Source organism: Dactylosporangium sp. CA-092794 (genome assembly GCF_050948465.1).
Lineage (GTDB): Bacteria > Actinomycetota > Actinomycetes > Mycobacteriales > Micromonosporaceae > Dactylosporangium.
Genome location: NZ_CP192044.1, coordinates 5,960,411 through 5,977,188 on the forward strand (window position 1 = coordinate 5,960,411; position 16,778 = coordinate 5,977,188).

The window sequence follows — 16,778 nt, forward strand, 5'->3', positions numbered from 1 at the left end:
GTCCTGGCAAACTCACCCGGACCGAGCGATTGTCGTGCTCTGCGTGATGAGGATCCGGACGGGCTCGGTGTAAGCGATGTGTCCGTAGGCGCAGACCTTGGGCTGGGCCCAGAACTCCCCGGGCGGCGTCGCGGCCGGGACGGCGACCTCGAACTCGACGGTGGCCGCGGACCCTGGCGCGACGGCGAAGTCGCGGACCGGGTGGCTCGTGAGCGGCCAGATGTGGTGCGGGGTGATCAGCTGGACCTGCCCGCGCAGCGGCGTCCGGAGGGCGTGGGTCACCTCGACGCCGATCCGGCCGCGCGTCCCGGGGGCCAGGACGACCTCCCGGGCGTTGCTGCGGGCGCGCAGCAGCGGCTCGGGTGCGGGCCGGCCCACGGGCACGACGAGGACGTCCTCCAGATCCTGGCCCCGGTGGCTGATGCCGGCCGCGACCGTGTACCAGCCGGGCGCGGCGGCGGCCGGAATCGTGACGGCGACGGGCACGCTGACGTGTTCGCCCGCCTTGACCGTCACGCGTTGCGACCGGGGCGCGGCGACCCATCCCTCCGGCGCCGTGACGAACAGGTTCCCGTCGAACCCGGCGTCGGTGTCGTCGCTGACGATCTGCGCGCAGAACCGGGTACCGGTGCGGTCGTCCGGCCGGAGGGTGAGCGTGACCGGCAGGTTGCCCATGGGCGCGGGGCCGAGGTTGTGCAGCCAGTAGCGGGTGAACACGGGCTGCACCGGTTCCGTGCCCGCCGTGAGCGCCGCCCGGCCCCGCTCGGCGCGCGCCGGTGCCAGGGCGAGCGACGCGATGCGGTAGCCCTCGACGTCGACGTGGACCTGCCGGCCGTCGTGCTCGAGGGGCGCGCCCGGCCGGTCGAGCAGGTCGGTGGCCGCGGCCGCGGTGATGCCGCCGGCGAGTTGGATCGCGACGCGGCCGGCCCGGCCGTGCGGCTCGTAGCCGCGGACGATCAGGCTGTCACACGGGTCGGCGGGGGTCGCGGAGCCGGCGGCGAGCGGTTCGCCCGCCGGCTTGACCGCGGTGACGACGAAGGTGCCGGCGGGCTCGACGCTCAGCAAGGATCCGGTCGGCGGCAGCGGCCCGCTCGCGGCCGGCACGGCGGTCGCGGCGAGCGGATGGTTGACCGACTCCGCGGCGGCGGTGAACCCGGCGGCGCGCCATCCACCGGCGCCGCTCACCAGGTGGTACTCGAAGCGCCGGCTGGTGTGGTGCTGGAAGCTCCGCCCGCCCGGCGCGCTGAGCTCGGGGAAGTTGACCGCGGTTCCGGTGGGCCAGCCGGTGCAGGCGCGGGCCAGCGAGAGGTTCAGCGTGCCGTCGGGTTCGACCGCGAAACCGGGGGTACCGCGGTTCAGCAGCGCGACGGCGTAGTCGTCGACGGTCGCTTCGTCGTGGTGCAGCGCCAGTGGCTGCTCGACGAGCAGCCGCGCGTCGGCGAGGTCGTCGAGGAGGTCGGCGACGGCCCAGTGCTCGGCCTGCGCGTCGGTGCCGGCGATCAGCAGGACGGGCAGGTGCCGGATCGGGCGCACGTCGGCGCCCGGCCGCCACACCTCGCCGAGCGGCCGCCCGGCCGGAACCCACAGGCGAGCGGTGCCGGTGGCATCCAGCTGGGCGGCCAGCTCGGCGGCGAACCGCGCCGGCGCCCGGTCGAGCAGTTCCGCGACGAATGCGTTGCGCTGCGGGGTACCGACCGCGACGCGGCAGTCCGGAAGGTTGGAGTCGGTGTCCAGCGCGCCGTAGCGCTCGCCCGTCGCCGCCGTGACGGTGGCGGTGACGCCCGCCCTGGCCAGCGCGACGGCGAGCCGCCGGGTCGAGGGCATGCCCTGGTCGCCGTCGGGGACGACGATCTCGGCGATCGACACCGCCCGGGAACGCCGGGACCCGTCCCGCGGATCGTGCAGGTTGACCGTGAGGGCCGCGCCGAGACCGAACCACCGGTGCGCCGTGTTGTCCAGCGTCCGGGGATGCCGCGCCGCGTCCGCGTCGAGCAGGGCGAAGCCGCGGCCGATGACGGCGGCCGCGGTCTCGCTGACGGGCATGCCGCCGGGGATGTGGCAGGGTACGCGCACCCGCAGGAGCCGGTCGGTGGCGGCGAACCCGTCGATGCCCGTGGCGAAGTCGATCCGGTCGATGCCGTGCCACAGCGTGGTGTGCTGCGTGTAGCGGACCCCGTCGACCTCGGCGGTGGCGGTGATGCGTTCGCCGATCGGGCAGCGTTCGACGGTGACGCGGGCCGCGGCGTCGCCGCTGCGCCAGGCGACGGCGCGGGGCAGCAGGTGCCACGGGCCCTCGCCGAACTCGGGATGGTCGCGGTGCTCGGCCACGCAGACCAGTTCGTTGGCCACCCGGCCGCGCGGGAGGAGGTCCCGGCCGGCACCCAGGTCGGTGATCTCGGTCAGCGCGCCGCCCCGGGCCGGATCGGCGCGGAGGCGATAGCGGTCGTTGGCGATGCCGGTCGCCTCGACCGGGCGCCACGCGGACGCCGCCAGTTCCGCGCCGCCGGGCCGCAGGCGGTAGGTGCGATAGCCCATCGACGGCACCTCCCGGGCGACCCAGCGCAGCAGCACGGTGGCGGCGAGGACCTCGGTGAGGAACGGCACCGGCTCGCCGCGGTCGTCGGTGAGCGTGACGCCCGCCGCCTGGTCGAGGTCGATCTCCAGGCTGACGGTGTCCGTCCGGGGGTACGCCAGCGGGTTGAACACGACGACCGCGGTGCCCTCCCCGTGGGTGTCGACGTGCCCGGCCAGCTGCCGGCGAGCCGACCGGTCGACGTCGGCGGCCAGGTCGTGCGCTTCGCGCCAGCCGGCGATCAGGTCGAGATAGACCTGGTCGGACTGCGTGCCGGTGACCGCGTCGTGGTGCGCGCCGAACAGCAGCAGCCGCCACGCCTTGTCGACGGCCGCGGCGGGGTAGGCCGCGCCGCGCAGGGCGGCGAAGGTGGCCCACTTCTCGGCGTCCAGCAGCAGCGTCTCCACCAGGCGGTGGGCCTGCTTGGTGTCGATCGCGGTGACGTCCTTGCCGGTGTAGATCGGGTTCATGTCGCGGGTCTGCGGCGTGGGGTGCACGCCCCGCGCGGCGAGGTCGCCCCGGACGGCGGCGAAGAAGTCGCGCGGCACGCCGCATCGCAGGCGCACGTCCGGATACCGCTCGTCCCAGGCCGCGCGCAGCTCGGTGATCCACCGCATGGGCGGGCTGAAGTCGCTGCCCATGGGAACCATGACGTTGCGAGTCGCGGCGACCGGCCGGAGCTCGGTGAACAGCTCGTGCAGCTCCGCCGCCGCGGCCTGCGGGTCCTGGGCGGCGTCGAGGCTGAAGCCGGCCGAGTAGTGCGCGGCCATGTAGTGGGTGAGCAGCCCGTCGCCGCCGGGCGACACCCATTCGAACTCGGTGGGGAACTGGACCGGCGCGAACGGCTTGCGATGCTCGCGGAGGTTCCAGCTGGTGAGCATGGGCCCCCACTGGTGGTAGGGGCCGCGGGCGAAGGCGATCGAGGTCAGCCCGGCCCCGGACATCACCTGGGCGAACTGCGGATCGTGGCCGAACACGTCCAGCTGCCACGCGGTGGCCGGGACGCCCCCGATGACGTGCTGCTGGAGCCCGATGCCGTGGACGGCGCTGCGGATCGTCGGCTCGACGCCGGTGAGGTTGGTGTTGGGTTCGTTGTAGGTGCCGCCGACCAGCTCCAGCCGGCCGTCCGCGATCAGGCGCCGGATGAGCGCGCGGTCCTCGGGATACGTGTCCCAGTACGGCTTGAGGTAGTCGGCCTCGGCGAGGACGACGCTGTACCGCGGATCCTCGCGGACTTTCGCGAGGTGCGCCTTGACGAGGCTGAACGCGCTGTGGCCCGGCCAGGCGAAGCGGGCCCGGTCCGCGTCCGCGGCCTGCGGGCCGTCCCACGTCTGGGTGTACGCGGACTGGGTGTTCCACCAGACGGGGTCGTAGTGGAAGTGCGGGACGAGCCAGACGGTCCAGGTCACGCCTTCACGGCCCCCTGCATGATCCCGCCGATGATCTGCTTGCCGAGGAAGGCGAACACCAGCAGTACCGGCAGCGTGCTGATCAGGGTGCCCGCGAGCACCAGCGAGTAGTCCATGTAGTAGCCACCGGCCAGTGTGGACAGTGCGACCTGGGCGGTCGGGTTGCTCTGGCCCAGCGCCAGCAGCGGCCAGAAGAAGTCGTTCCAGGCGTTCATGAAGGTGAACAGCGCGAGCACCGCGGCGACCGGCCGCGCCGCCGGCAGCACGACGTGCCAGTACAGCCGGTGCGTCGAGCATCCGTCGATCCGGCCGGCCTCGAGCAACGCGGTGGGGAGCGCCTCGGACAGGTACTGGCGCATCAGGAAGACGCCGAACGCCGACGTGGCGGCGGGGACGATGACCGCCTGGAGGTGCCCGGTCCAGCCCAGCCATTGGGCCATCATGATGTACAGCGGGATGATGCCCAGCTGCGCCGGCACCATCATCGTCACGAGGAGGATCCCCAGCAGGGCGTTGCTGCCGCGGAACCGCAGTTTCGCGAAGGCGAACCCGGCCAGCGTGCTGGTGAACACCACGGAGACCGTGACCACGGTCGCGATGATCATCGAGTTGGCCAGGGCCAGGCCGAAGTTGGCCTGGGTGTACGCCTGCTGCAGGTTGGCCCACAGGTGACTGCCGGGCAGCAGCTTGGGCGGCCAGCTCCCCGCCGCGGAGTTGTCCGCTGAGGCCGCGACCAGCGACCAGTACAGCGGGAACGCCGACACCGCGGCGATGAGGCCCAGCAGCACGTAGGTCCGCGTTCCGGCGCGGCGCCGGCCGGGCACCGCGGACCCGCGGTGCACGCGCCGCTCGCCGGACCCGGCACGGGGCAACGGTATCGAGGTCATGAGGAGCTCCGAATGCGTCGGGACAGCAGGTAGTTCACACCCACCGCCAGCACGATGATCATGAACATGGCCCAGGACACCGTGGCGGCGTAGGCGTACTTGCCGTGGCTCCAGAACTGTTCGTACACGTACATGGCGAGCGTCTGGAACTGGCGGGAGTCGCCGCCGGTCGGGCTCAGCCCCGGGTTGAACATGAGCGGTTCGGTGAACAGCTGGATGGTGCCGATGGTCGACATGATGACGGTGAAGATGATGGTCGGGCGCAGCGCCGGGACGGTGATGGTCCGGAACTTCTGGAACTGCCCGGCGCCGTCGAGGTCCGCCGCCTCGTAGAGGTCGTCGGGCACCGCCTGCAGCGCGGCGAGGTAGATCAGGGAGTTGTAGCCCGTCCACCGCCAGGTCATCATGACGGCCAGCGCCAGCCACGCCTGCCAGGTGCCGGACTGCCAGTCGACCTTGCCCAGGCCGACCAGGCTCAGCACCCAGTTGATCAGGCCGAAGTCCCGCCCGAACAGCTCGGCGAAGATGAGCCCGACGGCGGCGACCGAGGTGATGTTGGGCAGCAGGACGCCCATCCGCAGCAGCGTGCGGGCGCGCATCTTGCGTTGCAGCAGGTGGGCGATCCACATCGCGAGCAACAGCTGCGGCACGGTGCCGAGCGCGCCGATCGCGGCGGTGTTGAGCAGTGCGTTCCAGAAGTAGTCGTCGTGGAAGAGCCGCACGAAGTTGTTCAGCCCCACGAAGGTGTGGTTGCTGCCCGGGATGTCGCGGTTCCACTGGGTGGTGGCCATCCAGCCGGTGTAGAGGATCGGGAACAGCCCGAACGCCAGGAAGACCACGAAGAACGGTGCCACATAGAGGTACGGCGTCCCGCTGATGTCGAACTTGTGGCGCAGCCGGGACCACCGCTCCACTTTCGCCGGTGCGGTGCTGCGCCGCTCGGGCAACACCGGCGGGGGTGCGATCACTGCCATCAGGCTCGCTGTTCCTTTCTACGGCTCGGTGGCATTCGCGACGTCGTTGAGAACCTGGTGCCACGCCTGGCCGGGTCGCTGCTTGCCCTTGTCGACCCGATTGATTCCCAGCCCGATCAGCGGCCCGATGTCCCCGTCCTTGGGGCCCTGGTACTGCGGCCGCAAATTCTTCGCCGCCGCGGTGAAGATCTGGCCGGTCGGCGCGTTGTTGAAGAACGGGTTGGTGTATCCGAGCACGGCCGGGTCGTTGTAGAGCGCGGCCTGGCTCGGCAGGTGCCCCTGGGTGCGGAAGATCCAGCTCGCCTGCTCGGGCGCGGTCAGGTACCTGGCGAGCGCGGCGGCCTCCTTGCGGTGCTTGCTCTGCTTCGGCACGGTCAGGAACGAGCCACCCCAGTTGCCGCTGCCGCCGGGGATCGTCGCGATGTCCCACTTGCCGCTGGTCTGGGGCGCGTTCTGCTTGATGGTGTCGGTCATCCACGCCGGGCAGGCCACGGTCGCGAACGCTCCGCGCTGGAACCCGGCGTTCCACTGCTGGCTGAACGTCGCCAGCTTCGCCGACTCGCCGGCCTGCACGGCCTCGACCGAGAGGTCGAACGCGTCCTTGACGGCGGGATTGTCCGCCACCACGACCTTGTTGCCGGTGTCGGTGAAGCCGACCGGCGCCTGGCCGATGATGGCGTTGAAGACGTTGGAACCGGAGTCGAACCAGGCCACCCCGTCGGGCGCGGTGGCCTTGAACCGCTTGCCGGTCGCGATGTAGCTCTGCCAGTCCGGCCACAGCGCGGCCACCCGGTCGCGGTCGGTCGGCAGGCCGGCCTGTGCGAACAGGTCCCGGCGGTAGCACATCGCCAGGCCGCCGACGTCGGCGCCGAGCCCCATCAGCCGGCCGTCGGCGCCGGTCGCCTGCTGCGACTTCCAGTCCAGCCACTGCGACGGGTCGGCGCCGTAGTCCCGGAAGTCGACGAACTTGTCCGCCATGACCCTGAACTGCGCCATGTAGCCGCCGTCGATGGCCTCGATGTCGCCGGTTCCCGACCCGCCCAGCAGGTGCGCCTGCAGGTTCTTGTGGTGGTCGTCGTACGACACGACGTGCTCGACGATCTTGATCCCGGGATGGCTCTGCTCGTACCTGGTGTACAGGTCGTGGTATCCCAGGTCGCCGAAGATGTCGACCACGAGCTGGGTCTGCCCCGGCTTGGCGGAGCCGCACGCGCCAACCGCCGTGGCGACGAGCGCCAAGCAGCCCAGCATCAGCGCGGTCAACGCCTTGGGCCTGCGGGTGCGCATCAGGTCTCCTTCACGGTGCTCGGTGGGATTCCACGCACGAGGGGCACGTCGAATCCGTGGTCGGCCCTGGAGAGCGGAGGCGTGCTTGGCAGGACCCCAGCTCCGTGCAATGCGGTCAAGCGCAGTGCACCCGGCCTCCGCGGGGTAGTTGCGGAGACTTTAAGCCGATACCTTCGGTCCTGTAAAGCCCGAATTTTACTGCTTGCCCGTAAATAAGGCGATCCGCACGATGCGGGCGGCCTGCAGGCACGCGAAGTCATCGCCCGTCAACGCGTTGTGGAAGGTCCCGGAGGCACGCAGTCGGATAGGTGGCCGCCGGCCGGCTCTCGAACGTGCCACCGATCGCGCCGCAGCCGCTGACACACCATCGCCGCGGTTGCCCCATCTGGCCCGGGCGGCGCTCCGGCCGAGCCGTAGCTCGTCGGGGACGAGCGCACCGTCGCACATCGCGCGGAGCGCCGCCGGTGGCGTCGGGATGCTCAGCCGTCGATGCGGTGGGTCGTCCAGAACGACGACAGGCTGGTCGAGCTCGCCGCCTGCTGGGCCGCCGCCTTGAAGTCGGGGACGGTCGACACGCCGTACCAGTGCGACTGCGCGTAGTTGAACAGCAGGTTCTGCATGGCCGTCGTGCCCAAGGTCCGGCGCAGGTCGTGCAGGGCGCACTTGCCGTAGCCGTACACCACCGTCGAGTAGCGGCTGGAATGGGCGTCCCAGTAGGCCATCGAGCTGGTGAGCCGCTCGCTGGAGGACTGCCATGACACCGAGTTCCAGCAGTTCGTGCCGGTCTTGCCCTGGTACAGGTCGGTGGCGTAGTCGGTGAACGCCTCGTCCAGCCACGGCGTGGTGTACTCGTCGTCGCCCACGATGCCGTAGAACCACTGGTGGGCGAGCTCGTGCGCGAGCGCCGTGGTGGAGACCACGTCGAGCACGAAGCCCGGGTACTCCATGCCGCCGAACCAGAAGTTGTTGTCCAGCACCACGTCCGCCTCGCCGTAGGGGTAGGCGCCGAAGCGGGACGAGTGCGCGTCCAGCGCGTTCTCGGCCGTGGTCAGCATCGACTGGGCGCTGCTGGAGCTGATCGAGGAGACGCGGTACACGTTGACCCGGTAACCGCCGGCCGAGACCCCGGTGGTCTTGGTGAACGGCCCGGCCGCCCAGGCGAAGTCCCGCACGTTGGTGGCCAGGGCGCGGGTGATCGTGCGGCCCGACGCCCCCGGCGTGTCGGTGGACGTGCCCGTGGCCGGGACCGACAGCGACGCCGGGTGATCCAGCGTCACGTCGAAGTCGCTGATCAGGCTGTAGAACGACTCGCCGTTGTTCGTGTAGGGGTCGAGGTGCCAGCCCGCCCCGTCGCGGACGGCGAGCACCGGCAGCGCGTTGCCGATGAAGTTGTACGACCCGTCGCGGCCGAACCGGTCCGCGCCCGCGGGCACGACGATGCCGAGGTCGAACCCGATCGTCGCGGAGGCGTTCTGGGCCAGCGCCGCCGGCAGCGTGATCTTCAGCGCGGTGCAGCCGGCGGTGAGCGCGCCCGCGGTACCGCCGGTCACGTTGGTCACCGCGATCGGCGTGTTCGACGGGCAGGTGCCGTGGTAGTTGTCCCACAGCCGCAGGTAGACCTCGCTGAGCGCGGCCGGCGCGGTGTTGGTGAACGTGACGGACTCGTGGCCGGTCCACGAGGCGCCGGTGCTGTCACTGGTCAGGCTGACGGTGTACTTCGCCAGGCCCGGCGTGCGGGTCGGGTCGGCCGCGGCGTGCGCGACGCCCACGGGCGCGAACGCCCCGGCGGCGACGGCGGTGACGGCGGTGACCGCGGCGAGGAACGCGGTCCGGAGGCGATGGCTCATCCCTGGTTTCCCTTCGTGGGGGTTGCGGTCAGGATCAGATCGCCAGTGATCAATGTCAATCTATGCATACCCCAGCCCGGACCCTCGCCCCGCCGTACCACCCCCTATCGGGAAATCGCTCTCTCCACTTGACGTCCATGGGGCACGTATTGGGTTCGGCGTGATCGCGGAGAGTTCCGGTCGCTGTGGGGTGCTTCGCGGTGGTCGGCGATCGGGCTCGTCTAGGCGAGCGTGCCCAGCCAGGCCTGCCACGCCTCGGTTTCGGCCGACGGGTCGCGGTCGTCGAAGTAGTGCGCGGTCGCGAACATCATGTCGTTGTAGCCGTGGATCAGCACGTACATCGCGTCGTCGGTGCGCATGCCGACGAAGCTCGGCGGGCTGACGAACTCCACGACGCCGGCGACCGGGTCGATGCCGGGCACGGTGAGCCGGGCCGGCTGCCCGTCCGCCGCGTCGGTGCCGGCGCCGACGGCCGCGGTCATCGCCGCCCACGAGTCCTTGGTGATCGGACCGGGCACGAACGTCGAGCGCTGCGCCGTGCGCGGCGCGAAGTGCGTGAGGTACACCGCGAGCTTGGTCAGGTACGCCTGGTCGCCGACCGACAGCCCGTTGTATTCCGCTTCCCAGTCCTCGCCGAGCAAACCGCTGTGCACGAACCGCACCACGGCACCGCCGCCGTCGCGCGCCTCGATCAGCCACTCGAACGCCATGAACGTGCCGTCCGGCTTCTGCTCTTCCCGCGTCGCAAACCGGTGCCCCGGCTCCCACACCGTGATGGCCGAGGTCGCCGTGTCGCCGAACATCTCGAACGTGCTGGTCTTGCTGTCACTGTCGATCTCGGTGCGCCCCATGAGCCAGGAGTCGACCCCCGGCCCCGACGCGATCGCGTCCCAGACCTGGTCGGGCGTGGCGTCCACGGTGATCTCACCGCGGACCTCGAATGGATGTGTCATGACGTGCGCCCCTCTGCTGGCGGGTCGGCATCTTCGGTGATGCTCGGGTGCACCGCGACGACCAGGCGGTGCGGACGACCGGTTTGCGAATGATATTTGCTGATAATTCCGGTGAGCGCGTTGGTCACCTCGCCGATGAACGCGGCGCGGTCGGCCGGCTTGGCGAACCGCACCTCCGCATCGAGCCCGAACGTGGCCAGCGGCTTGTTGGCCCGCGCCGCGCCGTTGATGAGCGCGCCGGTCTCCCGGACCAGCCGCGCGGCGAGCGCGAGCAGCCACCGCGCCGACAGCCGGTCGGGCGAGCGCGCCGGATCGGGCGCGACCGCGGCGAGCGCCGCCGGCGAAATCACATAGGCCGCGGCCGACGCCCGCACCACGCGCTCGGTCATGTTGCCCTTGCGCCGCTCCTCCACCAACTCCACGAGACCGTGCTGCTCCAGCGTCCTCACGTGGTAGTTGACCTTCTGCCGGGCCAGTCCGAGGCGCGTCGCGAGCGTGGTCGCGGTGTGCGGCTCGGCAAGCTCCGCGAGCATCCGAGCCCGGATGGGATCGAGCGAGACCTCCGCGACGGCGGCGTCCTCGATCACTGCGACGTCCTGCATGCGTTCAGGCTCTCGCCGACAAGTCCTGTTGTCAAGAAAAAGTTTATTTCCCTACGCCGGCGGCGCGCGCCGTTGTTCCTGGACGCGCATCCGTGAAGCCGCCCGCGGCGCGGTCAGGCGGTGGCCGCCGCCCACTGCGGGCGGAGGAGGCCGAAGACCACACTGTCGTGGTAACGCCCGTCGTCCTCGAGGGAGCACTCGCGCAGCGTGCCCTCGCGGGTGAAGCCCAGGCCGGTGAGCAGTCGCACCGAGCGATCGTTGTCCGCGATGGTGTACGCCTGGATGCGGTGCAGGCGCATCGCCGTGAACCCGAAGCGCAGCACGGCGCGCCCCGCCTCGCCGGCGTAGCCCCGGCCCCAGTGGGCGCGCGACAGGTCGTAGCCCAGCTCCGCCCGCCGGTGCCCGGGCTTCCAGCTGTGCAGGCCCATCAGCCCGATCACCCGCCCGTCGAGCTCCAGCGCCCAGTGCCGGCGCAGCCCGGCGGCCGTCTCGGCGGCGAGGTACTCCACGAACGCCTCGCACTCGGCGAGGCTCTGCAGCGGATCGTCGTTGTACCGCTGGACCTCCGCATCGCCGCGGAACACCAGCACGTCGGCGGCGTCGGCGACGGTAGGCTCGCGGAGCACGAGCCGGTCGGTGGAGATCGGCGGCAGGGCCACGACCGGCACCCTAGACCACGGCCGGCCGGGCGCGACGGACGGGGAGAGCGACAATCGGGGTCGTGCGGTTCGGGTTGCTGGGCCCCCTCGAGGTGCGCGCGGACGACGGCGCGCCGGTCGAGGTGGGCGGCGCGCGCCTGCGCACGCTCGTGACGCTGCTCGCGCTCGAGCCGGGCCGGGTGGTCACCGCGGCCCGGCTCGCCGACGGCGTCTGGGGCGAGCACCCGCCCGGCGACGCCGGCAACGCGCTGCAGTCGCTGGTCTCCCGGCTGCGCCGGACGCTGCCCGACGGGGTGCTGCAGGCCCGCCCGACCGGGTACCTGCTCGACGTCGACCCCGCCGACGCCGACCACGTGCGGTTCGAGGAGCTGGTCCGGCGGGCCCGCGCCGAGGCCGGCCCGGCGGCCGCGGTCGCGCTGTTCCGCCGGGCCGAGGCACTGTGGCGCGGTCCGGCGCTCGCCGACGCCGGTGACGCGGCGTTCGCCGCGCCCTGGCGGGCCCGCCTCGACGAGCTGCGCCTGGCCGCCACCGAGGACCGCATCGAGACCGAGCTCGGCCTCGGCGAGCCGGTCGTCGCCGAGCTGGAGTCCCTCGTCGCCGCCCACCCGCTGCGGGAGCGGCCGGTCGCGCTGCTCATGCGCGCCCTGCACGCCGCCGGCCGCGACGCCGAGGCGCTCGCCGCCTTCGAGCGGTGCCGGGCCCGGCTCGCCGACGAGCTGGGCGCCGACCCGTCGGCGCGGCTCGTGGACGTACACCTGCGGATCCTGCGGGGCGAATCCGACCGGGACGGCCGGGAACGCGCCGACGGCAACCTGCGGGCCGCGCTGACCAGCTTCGTCGGGCGCGACGCCGACCTCGCCGCGGTCCGCCAGCTGGTGGCCGCCGGCCGGCTCGTCACCCTGGTCGGCCCCGGCGGCGCCGGCAAGACGCGACTGTCCGTCGAGACCGGCCGCACGCTGCGCGAGCAGGCGCCCGACGGGGTCTGGCTGGTCGAGCTCGCCCCGGTCACCGGCGGCGCCGACGAGGTGATCCAGGCCGTCTGGGCCGGCCTCGGCCTGCGCGACCCGGCCGGCAGCCCCGCGCCCGGCCGCCGCGCCCCCGGCCCCGACCCGGACGCCGATCCGCACCGCCGCCTGGCCGGCGCCCTCGCGCACCGCAGGCTGCTGCTCATCCTCGACAACTGCGAGCACGTCATCGGCCCCGCCGCGCAGCTCGCCGACCGGCTCCTGGGCGAGGCGCCGCACCTGCGCATCCTGGCCACCAGCCGCGAGCCGCTCGGCATCACCGGCGAGGCCCTCTTCGGCGTGGAGCCGCTGCCGCTCCCGCCCGCCGGCGCCGCACCGGCGACCGCGGCGACGTTCCCCTCGGTGCGGCTGTTTCAAGACCGGGCGGCGGCGGTACGACCCGGGCTGGCCCTCGCCGCCGACAACGTCGACGCGATCGTGCGCACCTGCCGCGCCCTGGACGGGATGCCGCTGGCCATCGAGCTCGCCGCCGCCCGCTGCCGTTCGCTGACCCCCGCGCAGCTCGCCGACCGCCTCGACGACCGGTTCCGGCTGCTGACCCGCGGCAGCCGCACCGCCCTGCCCCGCCACCAGACGCTGCGCGCCGTCGTCGACTGGAGCTGGGACCTGCTCACCGAGCCCGAGCGGGTCATGCTGCGCCGGCTGGCGATCTTCCCCGGCGGCGCCACCGCCGAGTCCGCCGCCGCCGTGTGCGACCCCGAGGGCCGCCTCGGCGACGCCGACGAGCTGCTCACCACGCTGGCCGAGAAGTCGCTGCTGGTCGCCGGCGACGACCTGCGGTACCGCATGCTCGAAACCATCCGCGCCTACGGCCTGCAACGGCTGGCCGAGTGCGGCGAGACCGACGAGCTGCGCCGCCGGCACGGAGCCTGGTTCCTCGCGCTCGCCCAGCGGCTCGAGCCCGACCTGCGCCGCTCCGGCCAGCTCGCCGCGCTCGCCGTGCTCAAGGCCGAGCACGACAACCTGCACGGCGCCCTGCGCCGGGCCATCGCCGCCGGCGACGCCGACCTCGCCGTGCGCCTGGTCGCCGTCGTCGGGTGGTACTGGCTGCTCGGCGGCCACCGCGTCGAGGGCGCCGCCCTGGCCGCCGCCGCGCTGTCCCTGCCCGGCCCGACCGACCCCGCGGCCCGCGCCATGGCGTGCGGGGTCGCCGCCGTCAACGGCTTCGACGGCCTGGGCGACATCGAGATGCTCAGCGGCTGGCTCTCCGAGGCGATGCGGTACACCGGCGACGCCCCGCTGTTCCGGCTCTTCCAGGCGGTCGCCGGCCTCTACCGGGACGGCCCCACGCCGGAGGTCCACGCCCGGATCGCCGCGCTCGCCGACGACCCCGACCCGTGGACCGCCGGCCTCGGCCACCTGCTCGTCGGCCACACCGTGATGAACGTCGGCGCCCGTTTCGACGAGGCCCGCTCGGCCTTCGAGGCGTCGCTGGCGACCTTCCGGGGGGAGGGGGAGCGGTGGGGCATGTCGTTCGCGCTCGCCGCCCTCGCCGAGGTGATGGCGCGCCGGGGCGGCCATCGCGAGGCCATCGGATACTACGAGGAGGCCCTCACCTACCTGCGCGACCTGGGAGCCACCGAGGACCGGCCGCTCACCGAGGTGCGGCTGGCCCAGGAGTACCGTCTCGTCGGCGACGACGCCCGCGCCGACGAGGCCCTGCGGGAGGCCCGCCGCACCGCCCGGGCCGCCGGTGTGCCGGACAGCATCGCCTTCGTCGAGTACGCCTACGCCGACCGCGCCCTGCGGGCCGGCGACATCGACCAGGCCCGCGCCCGCTTCGCCCGGGCCGTCGGCCTGATCGGCGCGCACCGGGTCTCCCCGCAGATGCTGGCCCTGGTCACCAGCGGCCAGGCCCTGATCCTGGCCCACGACGGCGACCACGCCGGGTCCCGCTCCGCCAGCCGCGAGGCGGTCGTCCACGGCCGGGGCGCCTTCGACACCCCGATCGTCGGCGCGGTGCTGGAGGACGCCGCCGAGGCCGCCCTGCTGGCCGGCGACCCGGCCCGCGCGGCCACGCTGCTGAGCGCGGCCGAAACCCTGCGCGGCGGCCCCGACCACACCCGCCCCTGGACCGCCCGGGTCCGGGCCGCCGCCCTGGCCGCACTGCCTGCGGCCGAGTCCACGGCCGCCACCGACGACGGCCGCAAGGCCACCATCGACAACGTCCTGGACTACTTCCCCGGCGCCGCTTCGCCAAGTCCTTGATGCCTTTTGTTCACCTGTCATTAGCCGTTCCGTTGGCCGGACATTGCTACCAACGAGATCGCGTCCGCCACGGGTCGGACGGTCGTACCGGTGGGTCGGAAACGGAGCGTTCGTGCGGTTTAAGGGGTTCACGGCACTCGCCATCGCCGCGTTGGTCCTGGTATCGGGGTGCACCAGCAGCAAGAAGCCGTCGCCGGACGCGACCGGCGGCTACGACGCCAGCCCCAAGGCGCTCAACATCATCGCGGGCACCGAACAGGACGCCGTCGTCAGCACGATCGTCAAGCCCTGGTGCCAGAGCAAGGGGTACCAGTGCAACGTCACGCTGAAGGGTTCGGTCGACCAGGCGCGCCTGCTCGCCGGCGGCAGCACCGACTACGACGCCTACTGGTTCGCCTCGAGCGTCTTCGCCCAGATCGGCGACCAGGCCGGCAAGCTGCAGGACGTCAAGACGATGTTCCTGACCCCGGTCGTCTTCGCGGGCTGGCAGAGCGAGATGCAGAAGCTCGGGTTCGCCGGCCGGACCGACGTGTCCATCGGTGACATCCTGCAGGCCGTCGAGTCGGGCAAGACCAAGGTGTGGGTGACCAACCCGACCCAGTCGAACTCGGGCGCCACCGTGCTGTTCGGGTTCATGAACTACTTCGCCGGCAACGGGCCGGGCAAGGCGCTCACGCAGGAGCAGCTGGACTCGGCGCCGGTGGAGGACGGGATCACCCGGTTCATCAAGGCGATGGACCAGACGCCCCCGTCGACCGGCACGATGATGGACCAGTGCGTGGCCCAGCCCGATGCGTGCCGGACGATGTTCACCTACGAGGACCTGGTCATCGAGAAGAACCAGGAGCTGGTGAAGGCCGGCAAGGAGCCGCTCGTCGTGGCCTACCCGCGCGGGTCGCTCGCGATCAGCGACGCGCCGCTGGGCTTCCTCCCGCACAACAACGGCGCCGACGCCGGCAAGAAGCAGATCCTCAACGAGCTGCAGGACTACCTGCTCAAGGACGGTGACGCGCAGGCCAAGCTGCTGAAGCTGGGCCGGCGCCCGGCCACGAGCGTCGGGCTGACCCTCGACAACCCGGACACCGCCGTCTTCAACCCGGCGTGGGGCATCCAGGCGACGCTCAACGAGCAGGGGATCCAGTACCCGTCCGCGCCCGTCATCCAGGCCGCGCTGGACCGCTACCAGACCCGCTACCGGCGCCCGGTCAACGCGTACTACTGCCTCGACGGCAGCGGCTCGATGTCCGGCAACGGCGGGTGGGAGGGCGTCAAGGCGGCCGCGCACCAGGTCTTCGACCAGGACCAGGCGGCGCTGAACTTCCTGCAGAGCCACCCGAAGGACGTGACCACGGTGGCGATCTTCAACAACAACGTCGCCAAGGGCCCGTGGACCGTCGAGGGCAACGACGCGACGGCGCTGCACGGCCTCACCGACGACATCAACGGCTACAGTCCCGGCGGCGGCACCAACATGTACACCTGCCTCAGGCGGGCCGGCGACGAGCTGGCCAAGCCGCAGACCGACGACCGCAAGGGCCTGGTCGTGCTGATGACCGACGGCCAGTCGGAGACCGGCCAGCGCGACGCCGCCCTGTCGGCCCTCAAGAGCGCCGGCGTGCCGGTCGTCGCGATCGCGTTCGGCAGCGACGCCGACCCGAGCCAGCTCAAGGAGGTCGCGTCGGCCACCGGCGGCGCGTTCGTCCAGCAGAACGACCTGGTGGCCGCGCTGCGCCAGGCGGCGGGTTACAAATGAGGCGACGGCTCGCCGCCCCGGTCGCGCTCGTCGCGGCCGTGGCGGTGTTCGGCATCGTCTTCGCGCTCACGCGCAGCGTGCTGTGGACGCCGATCCTCGCCGTCGTGGCGGCGCTCGGCGTCTACCTCATGCTCGACGACCGCAGCCGGGCGCAGGTCAGCAGCGACTCCTACGCCGACGAGGCCCAGGAGAAGGTCGACGAGGCGCTCAAGCTCATCCGCGGCATCGAGCGCCTCGCCAAGGACGTGCGCGCGCCCGGCGCGCGCAAGGCGCTCGAGTCCGCGTGCCAGTACGTGCCCGAGCTGTTCGCCCGGGTCCGCGCGAAGTCGCCGAACAGCCTGTACTCCACCGCCAGCCAGATCGGCGGGCACCTACAGAGTCTCGACGGCGCGGTGCGCCAGTACCTCGACATCCAGCGCCAGCCGGTGCTGTACCGCGACCCGGAGGCCCTGCGCGGCAGCGGCGAGCAGGCCTTCCAGCGGTTCGCGGACTTCGCCCTGGAAAGCGTGCGGCTGATCAACCAGGGCGATCTCGCGCAGTACAAGGCCAACCTCGATACCGTCGCGCCACCGAAACTGCCAGAGTTGGGATAGAGGAGTCAC

General features: G+C 72.2%; 11 protein-coding genes. 3 read left to right on the forward strand and 8 right to left on the reverse strand.

Going from position 1 to position 16,778, the window contains the following annotated elements; translation table 11 throughout:
- Window positions 1-12: 12 nt before the first annotated feature.
- From ACQPXD_RS25250 to ACQPXD_RS25285, 8 genes are all read right to left on the reverse strand, one after another.
- Entirely contained in the window at window positions 13-3,981 is a 3,969-nt protein-coding gene (locus tag ACQPXD_RS25250; RefSeq protein WP_432842636.1) for an NEW3 domain-containing protein, read from the reverse strand.
- On the reverse strand, window positions 3,978-4,868 hold the full coding sequence (locus ACQPXD_RS25255; RefSeq protein WP_432842638.1) for a carbohydrate ABC transporter permease: 891 nt from the start codon (window positions 4,866-4,868) through the stop codon (window positions 3,978-3,980). The genes ACQPXD_RS25250 and ACQPXD_RS25255 overlap by 4 nt, the downstream gene beginning before the upstream one ends.
- A complete protein-coding gene (locus ACQPXD_RS25260; protein WP_432842640.1) occupies window positions 4,865-5,842 on the reverse strand; it encodes a carbohydrate ABC transporter permease in 978 nt (325 codons plus the stop codon). The genes ACQPXD_RS25255 and ACQPXD_RS25260 overlap by 4 nt, the downstream gene beginning before the upstream one ends.
- Window positions 5,843-5,860: 18 nt before the next feature.
- Window positions 5,861-7,129, reverse strand: coding sequence for an ABC transporter substrate-binding protein (locus ACQPXD_RS25265; protein WP_432842642.1), 1,269 nt, complete (start codon window positions 7,127-7,129; stop codon window positions 5,861-5,863).
- Between the two features lie 479 nt (window positions 7,130-7,608).
- Window positions 7,609-8,976 carry a M1 family metallopeptidase gene (locus tag ACQPXD_RS25270; protein WP_432842644.1) on the reverse strand — a complete coding sequence of 456 codons (1,368 nt, stop codon included), beginning with the start codon at window positions 8,974-8,976 and terminating at the stop codon, window positions 7,609-7,611.
- 221 nt (window positions 8,977-9,197) lie between these two features.
- Entirely contained in the window at window positions 9,198-9,929 is a 732-nt protein-coding gene (locus ACQPXD_RS25275; RefSeq protein WP_432842646.1) for an SRPBCC family protein, read from the reverse strand.
- The gene (locus tag ACQPXD_RS25280; RefSeq protein ID WP_432842650.1) at window positions 9,926-10,516 is read right to left on the reverse strand and encodes an ArsR/SmtB family transcription factor; all 591 of its coding nucleotides are present in this window, start codon (window positions 10,514-10,516) and stop codon (window positions 9,926-9,928) included. Before ACQPXD_RS25280 ends, ACQPXD_RS25275 begins: the two co-directional genes overlap by 4 nt.
- Before the next feature lie 128 nt (window positions 10,517-10,644).
- Window positions 10,645-11,190, reverse strand: coding sequence for a GNAT family N-acetyltransferase (locus tag ACQPXD_RS25285; RefSeq protein ID WP_432842652.1), 546 nt, complete (start codon window positions 11,188-11,190; stop codon window positions 10,645-10,647).
- 62 nt (window positions 11,191-11,252) lie between these two features.
- On the opposite strand from ACQPXD_RS25285, the gene ACQPXD_RS25290 reads away from it, so the two are divergent.
- The 3 genes from ACQPXD_RS25290 (at window position 11,253) to ACQPXD_RS25300 (ending at window position 16,769) form a co-directional block, all read left to right on the forward strand.
- Entirely contained in the window at window positions 11,253-14,423 is a 3,171-nt protein-coding gene (locus ACQPXD_RS25290; protein ID WP_432842654.1) for a BTAD domain-containing putative transcriptional regulator, read from the forward strand.
- Window positions 14,424-14,535: 112 nt separating this feature from the next.
- Entirely contained in the window at window positions 14,536-16,176 is a 1,641-nt protein-coding gene (locus tag ACQPXD_RS25295; RefSeq protein WP_432842656.1) for a vWA domain-containing protein, read from the forward strand.
- Window positions 16,173-16,769, forward strand: coding sequence for a 5-bromo-4-chloroindolyl phosphate hydrolysis family protein (locus ACQPXD_RS25300; protein WP_432842658.1), 597 nt, complete (start codon window positions 16,173-16,175; stop codon window positions 16,767-16,769). The genes ACQPXD_RS25295 and ACQPXD_RS25300 overlap by 4 nt, the downstream gene beginning before the upstream one ends.
- Window positions 16,770-16,778: the final 9 nt, after the last annotated feature.

Excerpts from the sequence above, each read along its gene's own strand:
- ACQPXD_RS25260 (WP_432842640.1), bottom strand. The coding sequence starts at position 5,842 with ATGGCAGTGATCGCACCCCCGCCGGTGTTGCCCGAGCGGCGCAGCACC.
- ACQPXD_RS25265 (WP_432842642.1), bottom strand. The coding sequence starts at position 7,129 with ATGCGCACCCGCAGGCCCAAGGCGTTGACCGCGCTGATGCTGGGCTGC.
- ACQPXD_RS25270 (WP_432842644.1), bottom strand. The coding sequence starts at position 8,976 with ATGAGCCATCGCCTCCGGACCGCGTTCCTCGCCGCGGTCACCGCCGTC.
- ACQPXD_RS25300 (WP_432842658.1), top strand. The coding sequence starts at position 16,173 with ATGAGGCGACGGCTCGCCGCCCCGGTCGCGCTCGTCGCGGCCGTGGCG.
- ACQPXD_RS25275 (WP_432842646.1), bottom strand. The coding sequence starts at position 9,929 with ATGACACATCCATTCGAGGTCCGCGGTGAGATCACCGTGGACGCCACG.
- ACQPXD_RS25255 (WP_432842638.1), bottom strand. The coding sequence starts at position 4,868 with ATGACCTCGATACCGTTGCCCCGTGCCGGGTCCGGCGAGCGGCGCGTG.